At 62.8% G+C, this 19,748-nt stretch carries 17 protein-coding genes; 16 read left to right on the plus strand and 1 reads right to left on the minus strand.

What is annotated here, in order from left to right; translation table 11 throughout:
• Positions 1 to 62: 62 nt before the first annotated feature.
• From ACSQ3G_RS20715 to scpA, 6 genes are all read left to right on the plus strand, one after another.
• Positions 63 to 959, plus strand: coding sequence for a LysR family transcriptional regulator (locus tag ACSQ3G_RS20715; RefSeq protein ID WP_105416833.1), 897 nt, complete (start codon positions 63 to 65; stop codon positions 957 to 959).
• A 135-nt stretch (positions 960 to 1,094) separates the two neighbouring features.
• Positions 1,095 to 2,627, plus strand: a complete 1,533-nt coding sequence (locus tag ACSQ3G_RS20720) for an acyl-CoA carboxylase subunit beta (protein ID WP_436111369.1) — start codon at positions 1,095 to 1,097, stop codon at positions 2,625 to 2,627.
• An 87-nt stretch (positions 2,628 to 2,714) separates the two neighbouring features.
• Positions 2,715 to 3,614, plus strand: coding sequence for a glutathione-dependent disulfide-bond oxidoreductase (yghU, locus tag ACSQ3G_RS20725; protein ID WP_037086440.1), 900 nt, complete (start codon positions 2,715 to 2,717; stop codon positions 3,612 to 3,614).
• A gap of 23 nt (positions 3,615 to 3,637) precedes the next feature.
• Positions 3,638 to 4,015 (plus strand): hypothetical protein, encoded by a 378-nt coding sequence (locus ACSQ3G_RS20730; protein ID WP_250809041.1) that lies wholly within the window; start codon positions 3,638 to 3,640, stop codon positions 4,013 to 4,015.
• Positions 4,015 to 6,024 carry an acetyl-CoA carboxylase biotin carboxylase subunit gene (locus ACSQ3G_RS20735; RefSeq protein WP_436111370.1) on the plus strand — a complete coding sequence of 670 codons (2,010 nt, stop codon included), beginning with the start codon at positions 4,015 to 4,017 and terminating at the stop codon, positions 6,022 to 6,024. Before ACSQ3G_RS20730 ends, ACSQ3G_RS20735 begins: the two co-directional genes overlap by 1 nt.
• A gap of 14 nt (positions 6,025 to 6,038) precedes the next feature.
• Entirely contained in the window at positions 6,039 to 8,180 is a 2,142-nt protein-coding gene (gene scpA, locus ACSQ3G_RS20740) for a methylmalonyl-CoA mutase (protein ID WP_436111756.1), read from the plus strand.
• A gap of 3 nt (positions 8,181 to 8,183) precedes the next feature.
• Here the strand turns inward: scpA and ACSQ3G_RS20745 are convergent, their stop codons facing one another.
• Complete coding sequence (locus tag ACSQ3G_RS20745; RefSeq protein ID WP_436111371.1) at positions 8,184 to 9,122, minus strand: sugar-binding transcriptional regulator; 939 nt, start codon at positions 9,120 to 9,122, stop codon at positions 8,184 to 8,186.
• A 148-nt stretch (positions 9,123 to 9,270) separates the two neighbouring features.
• Between ACSQ3G_RS20745 and ACSQ3G_RS20750 the strand changes: the two genes are divergently transcribed.
• From ACSQ3G_RS20750 to ACSQ3G_RS20795, 10 genes are all read left to right on the plus strand, one after another.
• The gene (locus ACSQ3G_RS20750; RefSeq protein ID WP_436111372.1) at positions 9,271 to 10,596 is read left to right on the plus strand and encodes an extracellular solute-binding protein; all 1,326 of its coding nucleotides are present in this window, start codon (positions 9,271 to 9,273) and stop codon (positions 10,594 to 10,596) included.
• Complete coding sequence (locus ACSQ3G_RS20755) at positions 10,583 to 11,575, plus strand: ABC transporter permease subunit (protein ID WP_436111373.1); 993 nt, start codon at positions 10,583 to 10,585, stop codon at positions 11,573 to 11,575. Before ACSQ3G_RS20750 ends, ACSQ3G_RS20755 begins: the two co-directional genes overlap by 14 nt.
• A gap of 2 nt (positions 11,576 to 11,577) precedes the next feature.
• Positions 11,578 to 12,498: an ABC transporter permease subunit gene (locus ACSQ3G_RS20760; protein WP_436111374.1), complete on the plus strand. Its 921-nt coding sequence runs from the start codon at positions 11,578 to 11,580 to the stop codon at positions 12,496 to 12,498.
• 16 nt (positions 12,499 to 12,514) lie between these two features.
• Positions 12,515 to 13,267 (plus strand): glycerophosphodiester phosphodiesterase family protein, encoded by a 753-nt coding sequence (locus tag ACSQ3G_RS20765; RefSeq protein WP_436111375.1) that lies wholly within the window; start codon positions 12,515 to 12,517, stop codon positions 13,265 to 13,267.
• Entirely contained in the window at positions 13,254 to 14,780 is a 1,527-nt protein-coding gene (locus ACSQ3G_RS20770) for an alkaline phosphatase D family protein (RefSeq protein ID WP_436111376.1), read from the plus strand. Before ACSQ3G_RS20765 ends, ACSQ3G_RS20770 begins: the two co-directional genes overlap by 14 nt.
• 23 nt (positions 14,781 to 14,803) lie before the next feature.
• Positions 14,804 to 15,487 carry an HAD family hydrolase gene (locus ACSQ3G_RS20775; RefSeq protein WP_436111377.1) on the plus strand — a complete coding sequence of 228 codons (684 nt, stop codon included), beginning with the start codon at positions 14,804 to 14,806 and terminating at the stop codon, positions 15,485 to 15,487.
• 113 nt (positions 15,488 to 15,600) lie between these two features.
• Complete coding sequence (locus ACSQ3G_RS20780) at positions 15,601 to 16,734, plus strand: ABC transporter ATP-binding protein (RefSeq protein ID WP_436111378.1); 1,134 nt, start codon at positions 15,601 to 15,603, stop codon at positions 16,732 to 16,734.
• A 42-nt stretch (positions 16,735 to 16,776) separates the two neighbouring features.
• Positions 16,777 to 17,910 (plus strand): ABC transporter substrate-binding protein, encoded by a 1,134-nt coding sequence (locus tag ACSQ3G_RS20785; RefSeq protein WP_436111379.1) that lies wholly within the window; start codon positions 16,777 to 16,779, stop codon positions 17,908 to 17,910.
• A gap of 178 nt (positions 17,911 to 18,088) precedes the next feature.
• Positions 18,089 to 18,910 carry an ABC transporter permease gene (locus tag ACSQ3G_RS20790; RefSeq protein WP_436111757.1) on the plus strand — a complete coding sequence of 274 codons (822 nt, stop codon included), beginning with the start codon at positions 18,089 to 18,091 and terminating at the stop codon, positions 18,908 to 18,910.
• Positions 18,907 to 19,746 carry an ABC transporter permease gene (locus ACSQ3G_RS20795; RefSeq protein WP_436111380.1) on the plus strand — a complete coding sequence of 280 codons (840 nt, stop codon included), beginning with the start codon at positions 18,907 to 18,909 and terminating at the stop codon, positions 19,744 to 19,746. Before ACSQ3G_RS20790 ends, ACSQ3G_RS20795 begins: the two co-directional genes overlap by 4 nt.
• Positions 19,747 to 19,748 lie beyond the last annotated feature (2 nt).

Raw genomic sequence — 19,748 nt, forward strand, 5'->3', positions numbered from 1 at the left:
CGCGCGGAACCCTGTTCGATGTCTCTGCTTGTGTTCGCCGCCGCCTTCCGTAGGATCGCGGCATGAATTTCAAGCAGCTCGAAATCTTCAAGACGATCATGGATACCGGCTCCACCATAGCGGCGGCGGCACAGCTCGGCCTGTCGCAGTCGGCGATCAGCCGTCAGCTCGCATCGCTGGAGGAAGAGATCGGTCGCGAGCTTTTCCTGCGCGACAAGGGGCGCCTCATCCCCCGGCCGGAAGCGCATCTCCTGGTCGACGAGGTGGATGACGTCGCGGAGAGCGTCGCCCGGCTGCGCGTCAAGGTCGGCGACGTCCGTTCGGGTGCCTTCGGTGAGGCACTGATCCGCGTCGCCTTCCCGCACAGCCTCGCGACCACCATGCTGCCGCCGATCCTTGCCCGCTTCAAGGCCGATCATCCGCGTGTGACGGTGGAGATCCTGAGCGGCCCTTATGATGCGATCGAACGCATGGTGCGCGGCCGCGTCGCCGATCTCGGTTTCGTTCGCCTGCCGCCGGAGGAACATTCCTTCGACACCCGCCCGCTCTTCACCAGCGGCACCACCTGCGTCATGCCGGTCGGCCACCCGCTGGCCGCCAAGCAGGCCATCGACGTCAACGATCTTGCCCGCAACGACCTGATCCTGCTCGGCCGGCAGCGCGTCAACCGCAACGAGCTGGAACACGAACTGCGCCGCATGGTGCCGAGCTACCGCTGCAGCCTGGAAGTCCATTCGGTCGAGACCGCCTGCGCCTGCGCAGCCCAAGGGCTCGGCATCGCCATCGTGCCGTCGCTGATAGCCGAGTTCTTCCGCAGCGACGCAATCGCCATGCGGCCTTTCCTGCCCGACAAGCTCTCCGAATACGGGATCATCTCGATGCCCGGCACGCCGCTGTCCTGGACGGCCGAGGCGTTCATCAACATCATCAAGGCGGATTCGGGCGAAACCACGCTCTAGGTGTGGTCATATGGTTTCAGGCCGTTTTGCATTTTCCGGTCGGTGCTCTTATCAATTCGTATAGATGCGCGTTCCACGGTTTCCCGTAGGCCCGCGAAACGCTAAGTAATGCCCAAGGGAATACCGGGAGCAAACATGCGAGCAGTTCTGGGTGAGGTCGAGAAACGCCGGGCGGAGGCAAGGCTCGGCGGGGGCAAGAAGCGTATCGAGGCACAACATGCGAAGGGCAAGCTGACGGCCCGCGAGCGCCTCGAGGTCCTGCTCGACGAGGGCTCCTTCGAGGAGTTCGACATGTACGTCACTCATCGGGCGGTGGATTTCGGCATGGATAGCCAAAAGGTCGCGGGCGACGGCGTCGTCACCGGCTGGGGCACCATCAACGGCCGCCAGGTCTACGTCTTTTCCCAGGACTTTACGGTTCTCGGCGGCTCCCTTTCCGAGACACATGCGCAAAAGATCTGCAAGATCATGGATATGGCGGTGCGGGTCGGGGCGCCGGTGATCGGCCTGAACGACAGCGGCGGTGCCCGCATCCAGGAAGGCGTTTCCTCGCTTGCCGGCTATGCCGAAGTCTTTCGCCGCAATGCCGAGGCATCCGGCGTCGTGCCGCAGATTTCCGTCATCATGGGGCCTTGCGCCGGTGGTGCGGTCTATTCGCCGGCCATGACCGACTTCATCTTCATGGTGCGCGACAGCTCCTATATGTTCGTCACCGGTCCCGACGTGGTGAAGACCGTGACCAACGAGATCGTCACGGCCGAGGAACTCGGCGGCGCAGGCACCCACACGAAAAAATCCTCGGTCGCCGATGCCGCCTTCGAAAACGACGTGGAAGCGTTGGAGGCCGTCCGCCAGCTCTTCGATTTCCTGCCGCTCAACAACCGCGAAAAGCCGCCGGTCCGCCCCTTCCATGACGATCCGGCCCGCGTCGAGAACCGCCTGGACAGCCTGATTCCGGACAGCGCCGCAAAACCCTACGACATGAAGGAGCTGATCTATGCGATCGCCGACGAGGGCGATTTCTTCGAGATCCAGGAAGCCTATGCGAGAAACATCATCACCGGCTTCATCCGCCTCGAAGGCCAGACGGTCGGCGTCGTCGCCAACCAGCCGATGGTGCTGGCCGGCTGCCTCGATATCGACAGTTCCCGCAAGGCCGCCCGTTTCGTGCGTTTCTGCGACGCTTTCTCGATCCCGATCCTGACCCTGGTGGACGTGCCGGGTTTCCTTCCCGGCGTTGCCCAGGAATATGGCGGCGTCATCAAGCACGGTGCAAAACTGCTGTTCGCCTATTCCGAAGCGACCGTCCCCATGGTCACGTTGATCACACGAAAAGCCTATGGCGGCGCCTATGACGTCATGGCCTCGAAACATATCGGCGCCGACTTCAACTATGCCTGGCCGACCGCCGAAATTGCCGTGATGGGCGCCAAGGGAGCGACCGAGATCCTCTACCGCTCGGAACTCGGCGACCCGGAGAAGATCGCGGCGCGGACGAAGGAATACGAGGAGCGTTTCGCCAATCCATTCGTGGCGGCGGAACGCGGTTTCATCGACGAGGTGATCATGCCGCATTCGTCGCGCCGCCGCATTGCCCGCGCCTTCGCCTCGCTGCGCAACAAGCAGGTGACGACGCATTGGAAGAAACACGACACGATCCCGCTGTGATGAGCGGAAATTCGGCTGGCCGCTCTCTATATAGGTGTCGCCCCGCTAAAACCCTCGGGCGCGCCACCTGAATGGAAGGAAGATTTCATGACCGACAAATCCCCCGCCGAGAATTTTCCAGCGGGCTACGAGCTCCCGAAGATCTGGACCTGGGAACAGGGAAACGGCGGCCAGTTCGCCAATATCAACCGGCCGATCGCTGGTCCGACACATGAGAGGGAGCTGCCGGTCGGCAAGCATCCCCTGCAGCTCTATTCGCTGGCAACGCCGAACGGCGTGAAGATCGGCATCATGCTGGAAGAATTGCTGGCCGCCGGCCACAAGGGCGCCGAATACGATGCCTGGCTCATCAAGATCGGCGACGGCGACCAGTTCGGTTCCGGTTTCGTCGACGTCAATCCGAATTCGAAGATCCCGGCCCTGCTGGACCGTTCCACGCCCGAGCCGACCCGCGTTTTCGAAAGCGGGTCGATCCTTCTCTATCTCGCAAACAAGTTCGACGACGCCTTCCTGCCCAAGGACCACAAGGCACGCACGGAGACGATGAACTGGCTGTTCTGGCAGATGGCCTCGGCGCCTTATCTCGGCGGCGGCTTCGGCCATTTCTATGCCTATGCGCCGGTCTATATCAAATATGCCATCGACCGATTCTCGATGGAGGTGAAGCGCCAGCTCGATGTCCTGGATCGGCATCTTGCCGAGAACCGGTACATGGCAGGCTCCGAATATTCGATCGCCGATATCGCCATCTGGCCCTGGTACGGCAACCTGGCGCAAGGCAAGGCCTATGGCGAGGCCGGTACCTTCCTCGACGTCCAGAGCTACAAGAACGTCCAGCGCTGGACGGCCGAGATCGCCGAACGGCCGGCCGTCAAGCGTGGCCGCATGGTGAACCGGGTGAACGGCGATCCGTCCGAACAGCTTCACGAACGCCACGACGCTTCCGATTTCGAGACGAAGACGCAGGACAAGCTCGCCAAGGCTTGAAGAACGACCGCAAGGAGACCAGCATGCCCAGACCGCCCGACATGACGAAACATAGGGGTTTCCCTTCCGGCATGCCGGGCCACGGGCATCATTTCACGATCCGGCGGGCAAACGAAAAGGGGGCAACGCCGCTGAAGCAGCTGCAGCGCCTCGCCCGCCCGGGTACGATCGAGCACAAGGTGGATGCCGCCTTCCTGCATGCGCTGTGGCACCATTTCGGCTCTGAGCCGTTCGAGCGGGGCAATCTCGATGCCGGCCGGCTCAACCTTCTGTTCGGCCGCGAGGTCGTACCGGCCGAGAGCGACTTCGACCCGACCTCCTACGACGCGCTTCTCAGGATCGACGAGAAGGTCGCCCGCAGAACGTTCCCCGAATCCTTCGACGACGTCATGGAGGTCTGATGCCGGCGCTCAAGAAAATCCTCGTCGCCAATCGCGGCGAGATCGCCTGCCGGGTCATCCGGACGGCCCGCAAGATGGGCATAAAGACGGTGGCGGTCTATTCGGACGCGGATGCCGAGGCGCTGCATGTACGGATGGCGGACGAGGCTGTTCATATCGGCCCGGCACCGTCTTCCCAGTCCTATATCGTCATCGACAAGATCCTGGAGGCGATCCGGACGACCGGCGCGGATGCGGTGCATCCGGGTTATGGCTTCCTTTCGGAAAATGCCGCTTTCGCGCAGGCGCTGGAAAAGGCGGGCGTCGTTTTCATCGGCCCGCCGGTAAAAGCCATCCAGGCGATGGGCGACAAGATCACCTCCAAGAAGATCGCCGCCGAAGCCGGCGTCTCCACCGTTCCGGGCCACATGGGCCTGATCGAGGATGCCGAGGAGGCGGTGAGGATCTCCGCCTCGATCGGTTACCCGGTGATGATCAAGGCGTCCGCGGGCGGCGGCGGCAAGGGCATGCGCATCGCCTGGAACGATGCCGAGGCGCGGGAAGGTTTCCAGTCCTCCCGCAACGAGGCGAAGAATTCCTTCGGCGACGACCGCATCTTCATCGAAAAATTCGTCGACCAGCCGCGCCACATCGAAATCCAGGTGCTCGGCGATCAACACGGCACCACGCTCTATCTCGGCGAGCGCGAATGCTCGATCCAGCGCCGCAACCAGAAGGTCATCGAGGAGGCTCCGTCACCCTTCCTCGACGCCGAAACCCGACGGGCCATGGGCGAACAGGCGGTCGCACTCGCGAAAGCGGTCGGTTATTTCTCGGCCGGCACGGTGGAATTCATCGTCGACGGCGCCAGAAATTTCTATTTCCTCGAGATGAACACCCGCCTGCAGGTGGAGCACCCGGTCACCGAACTCGTCACCGGCATCGATCTCGTCGAGCAGATGATCCGCGTTGCGTCAGGCGAAAAGCTGTCGTTCGGTCAGGACGACGTCGAGCTGAATGGCTGGGCGATCGAAAGCCGGCTTTATGCCGAGGATCCCTACCGCAACTTCCTGCCGTCGATCGGCCGACTGAGCCGCTACCGCCCGCCCGCGGAAGGCCGGCAGGACGACGGCACCGTGGTCCGCAACGATACCGGCGTCTTCGAGGGCGGCGAGATCTCGATGTATTACGACCCGATGATTGCAAAACTCTGCACCTGGGCGCCTGATCGTCTGACGGCGATCGACGCGATGGGCAAGGCGCTCGACGATTTCGAGGTCGACGGCATCGGCCACAATCTGCCCTTCCTCTCGGCCGTCATGGATCACGACCGTTTTCGCTCCGGAAACATCACTACGGCCTTCATCGCCGAGGAATTCCCAGAAGGTTTTTCAGGCGTGCATCCCGTCGAGGCGGCCGCGAGGAAGCTCGCCGCCATCGCCGTCCTGGTCCATCAGGCCCTGCAGGAGCGGGCGGTACAGATTTCCGGCACGATCGGCAATCATCGCCGGGTGATCGGCAAGGACTGGGTGGTGACGCTTGCAGGCTTCGAAGAGGCCGTGACGCTCGAAACCGGCCCCGACGGCGCCGGCGTCCGCTTTGGCGATGGCGCACAGCTCTCCGTCGCCAGCGGGTGGCTGCCGGGCCAGAGCCATGCCCGCTTCCATGTCGGCGGCGAGACGATGGGGGTCAAGGTCAACCTCGTCGGCTCGGCCATCCGGTTGCGCTGGCGCGGCATGGACGTCACCGCCCGTGTCCGTTCGCCCCGCGTGGCCGAACTTGCCCGCCTGATGCCGAAAAAGCTGCCGCCGGACACCTCGAAGATGCTGCTCTGCCCCATGCCCGGCGTCATCACCTCCGTCTCGGTGAAAGCCGGCGACGCCGTCGAAGCCGGCCAGACGCTCGCGACCGTCGAGGCGATGAAGATGGAAAACGTGCTGAAGGCCGAGCGCAGGGGTATCGTCAAGCACGTCGCCGCGAGCCAGGGCCAAAGCCTGGCGGTCGACGAGTTGATCATGGAGTTCGAGTGATGGCCGAAAAGACCGTGAAAGCCGCAAAGACCGTCAAGGATTGGGAATCTCTGGCCGAAAAGGAGCTGGAGGCTTCGCCGGAAACCCTTGTCTGGCATACGCCCGAAGGCATCGACATCAAGCCGCTCTATACGGCCGACGACCTAGCCGGCATCGAGCATCTCGATTCGCTGCCGGGGATGAAGCCGTTCGTGCGGGGCCCGCGCGCCACGATGTATGCCGGCCGGCCCTGGACGATCCGCCAATATGCAGGCTTCTCGACCGCCGAAGCGTCGAACGCCTTCTACCGCCGCAATCTCGCCGGCGGGCAGAAAGGCCTCTCTGTCGCCTTCGACCTCGCCACCCACCGCGGCTACGACAGCGACCATCCGCGCGTCGAGGGCGATGTCGGCAAAGCGGGCGTGGCGATTGACAGCGTCGAAGACATGAAGATCCTGTTCGACGGCATCCCTTTGAAGGAGATGTCCGTCTCCATGACCATGAACGGCGCGGTCATCCCGATCCTCGCCTCCTTCATCGTCGCCGGCGAGGAACAGGGCTGTTCGCGGGCCGAGCTTTCCGGGACGATCCAGAACGACATCCTCAAGGAGTTCATGGTCCGCAACACCTATATCTACCCGCCGGAACCCTCGATGCGGATCGTCGCCGACATCATCGAATATACGGCAAAGGAAATGCCGAAGTTCAATTCGATCTCGATATCCGGCTACCATATGCAGGAAGCGGGCGCGACGCTCGTCCAGGAGCTCGCCTTCACGCTGGCCGACGGCCGCGAATATGTCCGTGCAGCACTTGCCAAGGGCCTCAGCGTCGACGAATTCGCCGGCCGGCTTTCCTTCTTCTTCGCAATCGGCATGAACTTCTTCATGGAGGCGGCGAAGCTGCGCGCCGCCCGGCTTCTGTGGTCGCGGATCATGGAGGAGTTCAAGCCGCAGAAGGCGTCGTCGCTGATGCTGCGCACCCACTGCCAGACGTCGGGCGTTTCGCTGCAGGAACAGGATCCCTATAACAACGTCATCCGCACCGCCTATGAGGCGCTGTCGGCGGTGCTCGGCGGCACCCAATCGCTGCACACCAACGCGCTCGACGAGGCGATGGCACTGCCGACCGATTTTTCCGCCCGCATCGCCCGTAATACCCAGCTGATCCTCAGCCACGAGACCGGCGTGACGAAGGTCGTCGATCCGCTCGCCGGCTCCTATTATGTCGAGAGCCTCACCAACGAGCTTGCCGAAAAGGCCTGGGCGCTGATCGAGGAGGTCGAGGCGATGGGCGGCATGACCAAGGCTGTCGCCGATGGCCTGCCGAAACGGCTGATCGAGGAGGCCGCTACCCGCCGCCAGGCCGCCGTCGACCGTGGCGAGGAAATCATCGTCGGCGTCAACAAGTACCGGCTGGAAAACGAGGACGAGATCGACATTCTGGCGATCGACAACACCGCCGTGCGCAACGGCCAGATCAAGCGGCTGGAGGAAGTTCGCCGGCAGCGGGATCCGAAGCGGGTGGCGGCGGCCCTGGCTGTCCTGGAGGAGGCCGCCGAAAGCGGCGAGGGAAACCTGCTGGAGGTGGCGATCGAGGCGGCCCGTGCCCGCGCCACCGTCGGTGAAATCTCCGACGCGATGCGGCAAGCCTTCGGTGACCACTCGGCAGTGCCGGAAGTGGTCAGCGATATCTACGGACCCGCTTATGAGGACGATCCGGAATACAAGACGATCGTCTCGCGGCTTGGTAGCTACGCTCAAACGCTTGGCAGCAAGCCGAAGATCATGGTCGCCAAGCTCGGCCAGGACGGCCATGACCGCGGTGCCAAGGTGATCGCCTCGGCCTTTGGCGACATCGGTTTCGAGGTTCTCGCCGGCCCGCTGTTTCAGACGCCCGAGGAAGCGGCGGACCTCGCGGTCAAAGAGAAGGTCCAGGTGGTAGGCATGTCGTCGCTCGCCGCCGGTCACCGGACGCTTGCGCCCCAGCTCGTCGAAGCGTTGAAGGCGAAAGGTGCCGAAAACGTCATCGTCGTGGTCGGCGGCGTCGTGCCTCGGCAGGATTACGACTATCTGATGGACCAAGGCGTTGCCGCCGTCTTCGGCCCCGGCACCAATGTGCTGGATGCCGCCAATTCCATCATCGACCTCTTGGAGGGCAAGAGGCGCAATATCTGATGGTTATTTCACCGCCAGCATGGCCTTGGCGCTGTCGGCGTCGGTGATCATCACGTTGGCGAGCCCGCTCTGCGCCACCGCCTGCAGGATCTTGTGCTTGTGCGCTCCGCCCGACGCGACGATGCGGCAGCCGATTTTCCGGAAATCGTCCATCTCCGGGGCGAGAACCTGACGGTTCAGCGGATGGTCGATTTCCTTGCCCGTCGCGTCGAGATACCGGCCCATCAGGTCGCCGACCGCGCCGGCTTTCCTGAGGATCTGCTCGGTCATGCCTTCGGGCAGGCCATAACGCACCTGCAGCGACTGCTGCGACACGTCGCCGACGCTGAGGTAGGCGACATCCACCTCGCAGATCTGTTTGAACGTCCTCTGGAACACCGCCTGCGAAATGATCGCATCGCGTGATTCCGGGCTTTCGGCATAGATCGGCGCCACGAAATAGCGGCACTGGGCGTTCAGCACCTGCGCAAAGCCGCGCACGATCTCGAACGTGTTGATTTCGGAGCCCTGCGTCAGCCCGCCCATCATCGAGCGTACCTTGATCTGCGGCTCGTTGAGCGAGGGGATGTGCTGGATCGTCTCGCGCAGCGTCGAGCCCCAGCCGACGCCGATCGATGCGGGTTTCTGCGTCTGGATCAACCGGCCGAGAAAGCCGGCGGCCCCGCGTCCGAGCACCGAATGCAGAAGCGCAGGGTCCGCCGGCGTCGGCACCACGACCGCACCCTGCAGGCCGAACCGCTTGCGTAGCTTCGCTTCGAGCTCGACGCTTTCCGCCAGCACGGAATCGAAGCTGATCCTGACAACGCCTGCTTCCAGCGCCTCCGAGAGGATCTCGTTGACGCGCCGGCGGGTGATATTCATCCGCTCGGCGATCTGCTGCTGGGTAAGGCTTTCCACGTGATAGAGCCACGCGGCCCGCACCATCAGCTCACGATATTCCATTGTCCCCACCTTTGAAGTATCATATGTCACATGTGTGTAACATGTGTAACATAACCCATCCATGTCATGGCTAACCCAGACTGATGGAGATGGCCAGAACCGAAACAGGGCGGGTCGTGCGAAAGACCCGATTATCAGGGACCGAAACATGGCTTCGACATATGTGAAATCGATCACCGGCCTTCTTGCCGCAAGCGCACTTTTGATGGGCGCGACGGGAGCAACTGCCGCCGACCGCGTGAAGATCGAGTGGTGGTATGCGATCTCCGGCAAGCTCGGCGATACCGTCCAGCAACTGATCTCCGACTTCAACAAGTCCCAGGACAAGTACGAGGTCGTCGGCACGTTCAAGGGCAATTACGAAGAGACCATGGCGGCCATGGTCGCCGCATACCGCGTCAATCAGCAGCCGGCTATCCTTCAGTCTGCCGAGCGCGGCTTCATGACCATGCTGAACTCCGGTGCGGTGATCCCTGTCGACCAGCTGATGGCCAAGCAAGGCTACAAGATCGACTGGAACGATTTCGTCAAGCCGGTCGCCGGCTTCTATATCGTCAACGGCAAGCCGGCGGCGCTTCCCTTCAACTCGTCGACGCCGATTCTCTGGTACAATGCCGATGCCTTCAATGCGGCCGGCTTCGACGCGCCGTCGGATACCTGGCAGGGCCTCGAAAAGCAGCTTTATGCGCTGAAGGAGAAAAAGGTCACCGATTGCCCGATGGCGCTGCCGGGCGATTTCCAGTGGAGCCTGATCGAGAACTATTCGGCGATCAACAACTACCCCTTTGCCACCAAGGCCAACGGCTATGGCGGTCTCGACACCGAATTCGTCTACAACAAGACCGGCGTGGTCGGTCAGGTCGCGCGGCTGAAGAAATGGGTCGATGACAGCGTGCTGAAGATCGCCGGCCAGGGCGTCGCTCCGATCAGCCTCTTCACGTCAGGCACCTGCGCCACGATCATCAACTCCACCGCCAGCCATTCCGGCGTCGAAGCGGACGCGAAGTTCAAGTGGAGCGCCGCGGTCATGCCGCACGAGGAAGGTGCGGACGTCAAGAACGGTACGATCGGTGGCGCATCGCTCTGGGCGGTCAAGGGCAAGTCGGAAGAGGTTCAGGCCGGCGTCGCTGCCTTCTTTAATTTCGTCGCCCAGCCGGCAACCCAGGAATGGTGGAGCAAGGCGACCGGCTACGTTCCGGTCACCAATGCCGCCTACCAGAAGATGAAGACCGATGGTTATTTCAAGGATCATCCGACCCGCGAAATCGCGATCGAGCAGCTGTCACGTGGGGAGCCGACGGATAATTCCCGCGGCTTCCGCTTCGGCAACCACAATCAGTCGACTTCTATCCTCATCGAGGAAATCCAGGCTGTCTGGACCGGCAAGAAGGCCCCGCAGGAAGCACTGGACTCATCCGTCAAGCGCGGCAACGAGATCCTGCGCCAGTACGAGAAGCTCCATGCCGGCAAGTGATGCCATCATGATCAGGAACGAGGGCGCGGCGACACGCCCTCGGTTACCCTTGCGGCGGAGCCTGAGCTCCCTGGTGGGGACGTCGGAAGCGGGGCTCAAGGCCTCGCATTTCCGGCGGCCCTGGCTGGCCGCGGGCCTGCTCGCGCCGCAGCTGCTGATCCTGCTCTTCTTCTTTTTCATCCCCACCTGGAAGGCGCTGTCGCTTGCCTTCGTGCAGGTGGATCCGTTCGGCGGCACGATGATATTCGTCGGGCTGGAAAATTTCACTACCCTGTTTTCAAGCCCGGAATACCGCGACAGCGCCATCCTCACGCTGTGGTTCACGGTGGTGCAATGCATCGCGACGCTCGTCATCGCCGGGTTATTGGCCTTCGCCACCGACAACGTCATGCGCGGCAGGGCGATCTACAAGGGCGTCATCCTGCTGCCCTATGCCATCGCACCGGCGATATCGGGCGTTCTCTGGGCCTTCCTGTTCAACCCGACCGTCGGCCCGCTCGCCCAGATGCTGCATGAGATTGGTTTCGCCTGGGACCCGAACCGCCGGCCGTTCGATGCGCTGCTGCTTGTCTCGGTCGCGGCAGTCTGGAAGCATGTCTGTTACGACTACATCTTCCTCGTCGCGGCCTTCCTGGCGGTGCCGGCCTCGGTGATGGAAGCGGCCGCGATCGACGGCGCCCGTCCGGTCCGCCGTTTCTTCACGGTGACGCTGCCCATGGCGGCGCCGACGATTTTCTTCCTGATCGTCATGAACTTCGTCTACGGCCTGTTCGAGACCTTCGGCATCATCGACACGGTAACCCACGGTGGACCCGCCGGCAGCACCAACACGCTGGTCTACAAGGTCTACCAGGATGGCTTTCGCCAGCTCGACCTCGGATCGTCGGCCGCTCAGTCGGTGATGCTGATGGCGATCGCCGTGCTCTTCACCTTCCTGCAGTTCCGCGCCGTCGAGCGCAAAGTCAATTATCAGGTGTGACCATGGTCGAACGTCACACGGGCCTCTCGATCTTCTGCCACGTCGTTCTGCTGATCGGCGCGGCAGTCGTCTGCATGCCGCTCTATTTTGCTTTCGTCGCCGGCTCGCTGACTGTCGGCGAGGTGCAGCAGGTGCCGTTTCCGCTGGTCCCGGGCGGCCATTTCGTCGAGAACACCGTCCTCGCCTGGAACGAAGGGCAGTTCAGCCGTCTCTACGTCAATTCCCTCATCGTCACCATCGGCATCGTCGTCGGCAAGCTGACGGTCTCGCTGATAGCCGGCTTCGCGGTCACCTATTTCCGGTTTCCCTTCCGCATGACTGCTTTCTGGCTGATCTTCATCTCGCTGATGCTGCCGGTGGAAGTGCGCATCATCCCGACCTACGAGGCGGTGGCCGATGCCGGCGGCCCGCTGCGATCACTGTTCGAGGCGATCGGCCTGACGGGCTTCATTGCCGACAGGACCGGCTACCAGCTCGACGCGGCGCTGCAATGGAACATGATCAACAGTTATGGCGGCCTGATCCTGCCGCTGATCGCCTCGGCATCCGCGACCTTTCTGTTCCGCCAGTTCTTCCTGACCGTACCGGACGAACTCTGCGAGGCGGCCAAGCTCGATGGCGCAGGGCCGTTGAAATTCTTCTGGGACGTGCTGCTGCCGCTGTCGCGCGCCAATATCGCGGCGCTGTCCATCATCCTCTTCCTCTACGGTTGGAACCAGTATCTCTGGCCGCTCCTCTTCACCACCGAGAAGGCGATGGCGACGGCGATGATCGGGTTGAAGGACCTGATCCCGGTCGCCGACGCCCAACCGGCCTGGAATATCGCCATGGCCGCCTCCTTTTTTGTGATGGCGCCGCCGGCTCTCGTCATCCTTCTGATGCAACGCTGGTTCACCAAGGGCCTGGTGGATTCCAGCAAATAGACAAGAGGTATTTCCAATGACCAATCCCATCATCGTCGGCCATCGAGGCGCCCGCGATCTCTGGGCCGAGAACAGCCTGACTGGCTTTCGCAACCTTCTCGACCTCTCCGTCGAATCGGTCGAATTCGACGTGCATCTCAGCGCCAGCGGCGAACTCCTCGTCATCCACGACGCGACGCTCGACCGCACCACCGAGCGTTCCGGCCGCGTGGCGGATCTCGCCGCCGGCGAATACCGCTCGGTGATCCTCAAGGGCACCGATGAGCACATCCCGACGCTCGAGGACGTGCTCGAAATCTACGCGCCGACCGGCCTCGAACTGCATGTGGAACTGAAGGCCGATGCCGACGGCAAGCCCTATCAAGGCCTCGAAGCCAAGGCCGCGGCGATGATCGACCGCTTTGGCGTTGCGGACAATTCCTTCCTGACCAGTTTCAGCGGCGAAGTCCTGAAGACGATCGGTGAAGTCGCGCCGCATATCCGCCGGCTCTCATCGCTCAATCAAAAATCCGTCCAGGCTCTCGGCCTGCGCCAGTCCGTCGAAGCCATGCTGCGGGTTTCCGACGTGCTGGCGATCGAAAAGGCTCTGCTGCTCGAGGAATGGGAACTGCTCTCCGCGCTCGTCCCGGCCGAAAAGCTCGGCGTCTGGGTTCCGAACGAGGTGGAAGACCTGTCCTTCTGGCTAAAGCGCCCGCTGCGCCAGATCACCACCGACCGCCCGGACCTCGCCGTCAAGGCACGCGAAGGGCTGTTCGATGCCGCTCATTGATCGTCGAAGCCTGCTGGTGGGCGGGCTGGCGGTAGCTGCCGTCTGGCGGCCGCTCGGCTCCGCGCGTGCGGCGAGCTTCAAGACCGATCCCTTCGCTCTCGGCGTCGCCTCCGGTGCGCCGAGGGCCGACAGCGTCGTCCTCTGGACCCGGCTGATCCTCGAAGACACATCGGCCGCCACCTCCGCCGATCCTTTCGCCCCGGCGCCAAAGCAGAACCTCGATCCGATCGACGTGGAATGGATGGTTGCCGAGGACGAGGCCTTTTCAAAGCCGGTCCAGTCGGGCCTCTTCCGCGCCGTCCCGGAATTCGCCCATTCGGTGCATGTGGAAGTTACGGGCCTTCTGCCCGGCCGCTGGTATTTCTACCGTTTTCGGTCCGGCAATGCGGAAAGCCCTGCCGGCCGCACTCGCACCGCGCCGGCGGGCAATGCCGATACGCTTCGCCTCGCCTTCGCCTCCTGCCAGCAATACGAACAGGGGTTCTACAGCGCCTATGCCGACATGGCTGGCCGTGACCTCGATCTCGTCGTACATCTCGGCGACTATATCTACGAGCGCAGTTACGGCGCGCAGCTGGTGCGCAAGCACGAGACCGGCGTGCCGTCGATGCTCTACGAATTCCGGGATCGTTATGCGCTCTACAAATCTGACCCGCAACTGCAGGCCGCACACGCCGCCTTTCCCTGGCTCGCTGTCTGGGACGACCATGAAGTCACCAACAACTACGCCAATGACCGTGCTCCCGACGCACCGAACCGTGACGAATTCCTCGCCCGCCGCCGTGCCGCCTACCAGGCCTGGTTCGAGCACATGCCGGTGCATCCAAGCCTCGCCGCCGGCTTCGATGCGCTGCGCATCTACGACCACTATCAGTTCGGCAATCTGGCCGGCGTGACGCTGCTCGATACCCGGCAATATCGTTCGCCGGAACTCGAAGGGTCTGCGGGCGACGACCGGCCGGAGCGGACCATGCTTGGCACCGCACAGGAACAATGGCTCGGCAATACGCTTGGTGCCAGCCGGGCGAAATGGAACCTCATCGCCCAGCAGACGCTGCTTGCTGAACGCGACACCAAGGCCGGTCCCGCTACCGCCCACAATCTCGACGGCTGGGACGGCTATCGCGCCGCCCGCGGCCGCCTGCTGGAGGCAGTGCAGACCTCGGCTGTTAAAAATCCGTTGATCATTGGCGGTGACCTGCATGCCTTTTACGCGGCCGACGTGAAGCGCGATTTCGCGGACGAAAAGGCTCAGGTCATCGCCAGCGAATTCGTCTGCGGTTCGATCACCTCGGACGCGCCGTCAGCTGCAAGCCTTGCGACGGCGCTTGCCGAAAACCCGCATCTCAAGTTTGCCTCGGACAAGCATGGTTATGCGATCATGCGCTTGAGCGAGCGATCGGCCGAGGTGGATTTCATCGGGATCACCGACCGCAAGCAGCAGAATTCCCCTGCTGCCATTTTCCAGAGCTTTGCCGTCGCCGACGGTTTGGCCGGCGTCAATCGGCTTTGACGCCTCATTCAAATTGGACTTTCATGCAGATAGATCTTCTGATTTTCGATTGTGACGGCGTCCTGATCAACAGCGAGCCGATCGCCAGCCGCACGCTTGCCAGGGCCCTGCAGGATGCAGGCGCCGCCATCACCGCCGACGAAGTGCTGGTCCGCTTCACCGGCAATTCGGCCAGCGCCATCCGTCGCATCTGCACCGAAGAGCTCGGCGTCACAGATTTGGATGCGGTCTTCGAGGCCTGGCATCTCGATATCTATCCGGAATTCGCCCGCTCGCTGGAGCCGATGCCCGGCATCGAAAAGCTCGTCCGCGCACTGCCGCACCGCAAATGCGTCGCCTCCAACAGCTCGACGGACCGGCTGTCGAAAAGCCTCGGCCTTCTGCCCCTCTGGCACGCTTTCGCGCCGTCGATCTTCAGTGCCGATATGGTGGCGCGGCCGAAACCGGCGCCGGATCTGTTTCATCTCTGCGCCGAAACGCTCGCCGCCGATCCGGCCCGCTGCGTGGTGATCGACGACAGCGCCCACGGGATCACCGGGGCGATTGCGGCGGGCATGACGGCGATCGGCTTTGTCGATCCCGCCGACCCCCGACCCGGCCGTGCGAAAATCCTGGCGGAGGCCGGAGCCGTTTTCGTGGCGATCGGTGCCGAGGAGCTTGCAGAAGCGCTCGCCCGGCTCGAAACCCCGCTCTCCGTGGAAGCCTGAGCGGCCACCTCACGCGCATCCGACAATAAAAAATCCAAGGTGTCATCCCCCTGTAAAACTCCGGTTCTAAGAAACGCCCAGCAAGATTGCACGGCTGTGCAAAAGGGGGTTAGATGGAACGGGACGGTTTTTTGGAATTGCGCGGTGTCGTCAGCCGTTATGGCGCCACGCAGGTTCTGACCGATATCGATCTGTCGATCGCCAAGGGCGAATTCGTAGCACTGCTCGGTTCGTCCGGCTGCGGCAAGACCACGCTTCTGCGTCTGCTGGCCGGCTTCATCAGCCCGTCGGCTGGCGAAGTGAAGGTGCGCCATCGCGACGTGACCTACCTGCCGCCCGACAAGCGCGGCATGGCGCTGGTCTTCCAGTCCTACGCGCTGTGGCCGCATATGACGGTCGCGCAGAACATCGGCTACGGGCTGAAGCTGAAGGGTATTTCTCGAACCGAGATCGCGGCCCGCGTCGCCGCCATGCAGTCGCTGCTCGGCCTCGATGGGCTGGAAGCGCGCAAGCCGCTGGCGTTGTCGGGCGGCCAGCGCCAGCGCGTCGCGCTCGGCCGGGCGCTCGCCATTGATCCGGAAATCCTGCTGCTCGACGAGCCGCTGTCGAACCTCGATGCGCGCATCCGCCTGACGGTGCGCCACGAGTTGCGGGCGCTGCAGAAGCGGCTTGGCATCACCGCCATCCACGTCACCCACGACCGCGAGGAGGCCATGGTGATGGCCGACCGGATCGTCATTCTCAATGCCGGAAGGATCGCCCAACAGGGCACGCCGGAAGATGTTTATAACCGTCCCGCCTCGGCCTTCGTCGCAGCCTTCATGGGCGCGGAAAACGTGCTTTTCCTGAACGGCGCGCCGCAGGGCGACCAGTTTGCGATTGCTGCCGGCCCGGCCAATGCGGCCGGTTCCGTACCGCTTCTCGGCCGTCCGCTGCCCGCCGGTCCGGTCGAGGCCCGCTTCCGCCCGGAGGCCACGCGCCTTGTCCTGGCCGACGATATCGCCGTGATCGGCCCCGGCATCAGCTTCCGGGGCGAGGTCGCCGCCGTCAGTTATCCCGGCGGCCATTGGCGCCACGTCATCAAACTCGGCGATCACGAAATCATGGCCGATGCCGAACGCGCCTTCGAGCCGGGCGCCCGCGTCGCCGTGTTCGTGCCGGCCGAGGCGCTCTTTCTGTTCAATTCGCCGGAGGCTGCTTCGGCCTCACCCACTTCCCGGGCGCCATCCGGGAAAGTCCACGCCTGACCTTTCGATACCTCTGCCTTTTCAACTCACGGAGAAGCACTCATGAAGAAGATGTCCTACGCAGCCTTCGCCGTCGCTTTCGCAGCCCTTCCGGTTCATGCCGAAGAGCTGACGGTTGCGACCGCCGGCGACCAGAACATGGTCGACTACATCAACCAGTATCTCGGCCCGCTATTCGAAAAGACCTATCCCGGCAATACGGTTCGCGCCGTCGGCACCGGCCCCGGCGATGCGGGCTCACAGAAGATTCTCGAGCGCTTCGACGCCCAGGCCGCGGCGAAGTCCGACAAGTGGGACGTCGACGTCGCTGTCGTCCACGAAAAATTCGTCGGCCCGATGGTGACCAAGAACTATCTCGACAAGTACCGCAGCGACATCGAAACCGGCAAGCTCGTCACCCGTGCCAACGCCAAGATGGCGCTCGGCACCAATGTCGACGGTTATGTCATGCCGATGTTCAACAGCCAGACCGCGATCGCCTACAACCCTGCGCTCGTTCCGAACCCGCCGAAGTCCTATGCGGAGCTCGCAGACTGGGCCAAGGCCCATCCGAAGCAGTTCGGCTATAACGGCATCAAGGGCGGTGCTTCCGGCGTCTCTTTCGTCATGGGCTGGATCTACGCCTTCGGTGGCGGCGATGCCAACACCCTGATGAACGGTCCGTTCAAGGAAGACGAAACCAAGAAGTGGGATACGGCCTTCAAGAGCCTCGCCGACTTCACCACCAACGCCACGCTGACGCCCGGCAATGCCGGCACGCTCGACCTCCTGTCGCGCGGCGAAATCGCCATGGGCCCGGTCTGGGTCGACATGTTCTACTCCTGGCAGGCCAACGGCCAGCTGCCGCCGACCATGAAACTGGTCCTGCCGGCTCCGGGCATGCCGGGCCAGCCGATGCATTACGTCATGCCGGAAAAGGCTGCCCACAAGGCGCTGGCCGAGAAGTTCATCGCTCTCGCCACCAGCCCGAAGGTCCAGGCTGAAGGCATCGTCAAGCGCTTCAACTGGTATCCGGGCATCGACGCCGACAACGTCAAGCGGGAACTGGACGACGCGACCTGGAACAAGCTGTTCGTCGATATCTCGCCGGCCGACCTTGCCGCCAAGGGCAAGCCCTTCCCGATCGCGCCCTACAACACCGCGATCCTCGAAGCCTATGAGAAGTCCGTGAAGTAATCCGAGATTACCTTCTCCCCTTGGGGAGAAGGTGGCCCAACGGGCCGGATGAGGGGGCTGTGGCACGGCATACGAGGTCTTAGGGTCGCGTCTGTAGCTCACCCCCTCATCTGTCCTTCGGACATCTTCTCCCCGAGGGGAGAAGATAGTGCCCATCATCCCTCCGAACGGTCGAACCATGCCAAAACGCCTCCTCGGTCTCCTTCTCGTGCTGCCGGCACTCGCGGTGATCGCCTTCCTTTTCATCCTGCCGCTGATCATGTCGGCGGTTGGCGCCTTCCAGGTGGAGGGGGCTTTCGGCTGGGGCAATTTCACCAAGACTTTCGACCTTTACACCAAGGACATCATCTTCACCGTCGTGATCGTCAGCCTGTCGACGGTGCTGATCGGCATCGCCTCGATCGCGATCGGCGGCTATCTCACGCTCGGCGAACATCCGGTGGCCGTCGCCATCCTGCGCTGGCTCTATCGTTGGCCGATGTTCATTCCCTTCATCGTCGTCGGCCAGATTCTCCGCACGTTTCTGTCCAAGAACGGCATGATGAACAACACTTTCATCAATCTTGGACTTATGACGCCGCTCGATGCGGTGAGCTTCCTCGATTGGCGCGGCATCGTCATCGCCTTCGTCTGGAAGCAGACGCCGTTCGTGGCGCTGCTCGTCGCCGGTGCCATGGCCTCCATCAACCGCGATACGATCGAGGCGGCCCGCAATCTCGGTGCCTCGCGGCTGCGCCTGCTGCTGGAAATCGTCGTGCCGCAGGTGGCGATGACGCTGACGGTCGGCCTCATCCTCTCCTTCGTCACCATGATGTCGGTTCTGTCCGTGCCGCTGATGATCAACGCCCAGTCGCCGACCATGCTGACCGCCGACATCGCCTTCCGGGTCAATTCCTACGGGGATTACGGCGTCGCTAATGCGCTTGGCCTGATCTCGCTCGTGCTCGCCGCCTCCGTCGCATGGATCTACCTGCGCGCCAGCCTCAAGGAGCGCGCATGACCGCCGCCCATAATCCCGCCGCCCGCAATCCTCTCGCCGCCCTCTGGTGGGTGCCGCGCGGCATCATCTTCGGGCTGATGGCCTTCTTCATCTTCGGGCCGCTCTTCAATCTGCTGATCTGGACGGTGGCTGAGAAGTGGTATTTCCCCCACAGCCTGCCGCTGGAATACGGCTTCAGTTCTTGGGCAAAGGTATTTGCACCACGCGGTGGGGCGATGGAATCGCTCACCAATTCGCTGATCGTGGCGCTTCTGACCGTTGTCGTCTCGCTCTTGCTGGCGATCCCTGCCGGGTACGCGCTGGCGCGGCTAAAACTGCCGTTTCGCGGCCTCATCCTGCTCGCCTTCCTCATTCCGCAGGCCTTTCCGAACCTGACAGTCTACGTCAACGTGGCCCGGATATTCTACGAGATCAGGCTCAACGGCACGATTCCCGGCGTCGTGCTGGTGCATGTCTCGCACGGCCTCGTTTATGCGGTGTGGATCGCGACGGCCGCCTTTTCGGCGATCGACGTGGAGCTCGAACAGGCGGCGCGCAATATCGGCGCCGGCGCCTTCCGGGCCTTCCTCGACGTAACGTTGCCGTTGGCGGCACCGGGCCTGATGGCAAGCGCCATCTTCGTTTTCCTGGAATCGCTCGACGAATTCACCGGCAGCTATTTCGTTGGCGCACCCGACGTGAACATGCTGCCGCTGCTGCTCTATACGACCGCTGCCGGCGGCAATTATCAGATCGCATCGATCACGGCCCTCTTGCTGCTCGTTCCCTCTCTGGTGTTCATGTTGATCGTGGAGCGATTCCTGAAGGCGGACGTCCTTTCGCGGGTGGGGCATTGAGG

Source organism: Neorhizobium tomejilense (assembly GCF_964254135.1).
Taxonomy (GTDB): Bacteria; Pseudomonadota; Alphaproteobacteria; order Rhizobiales; family Rhizobiaceae; genus Neorhizobium; species Neorhizobium tomejilense.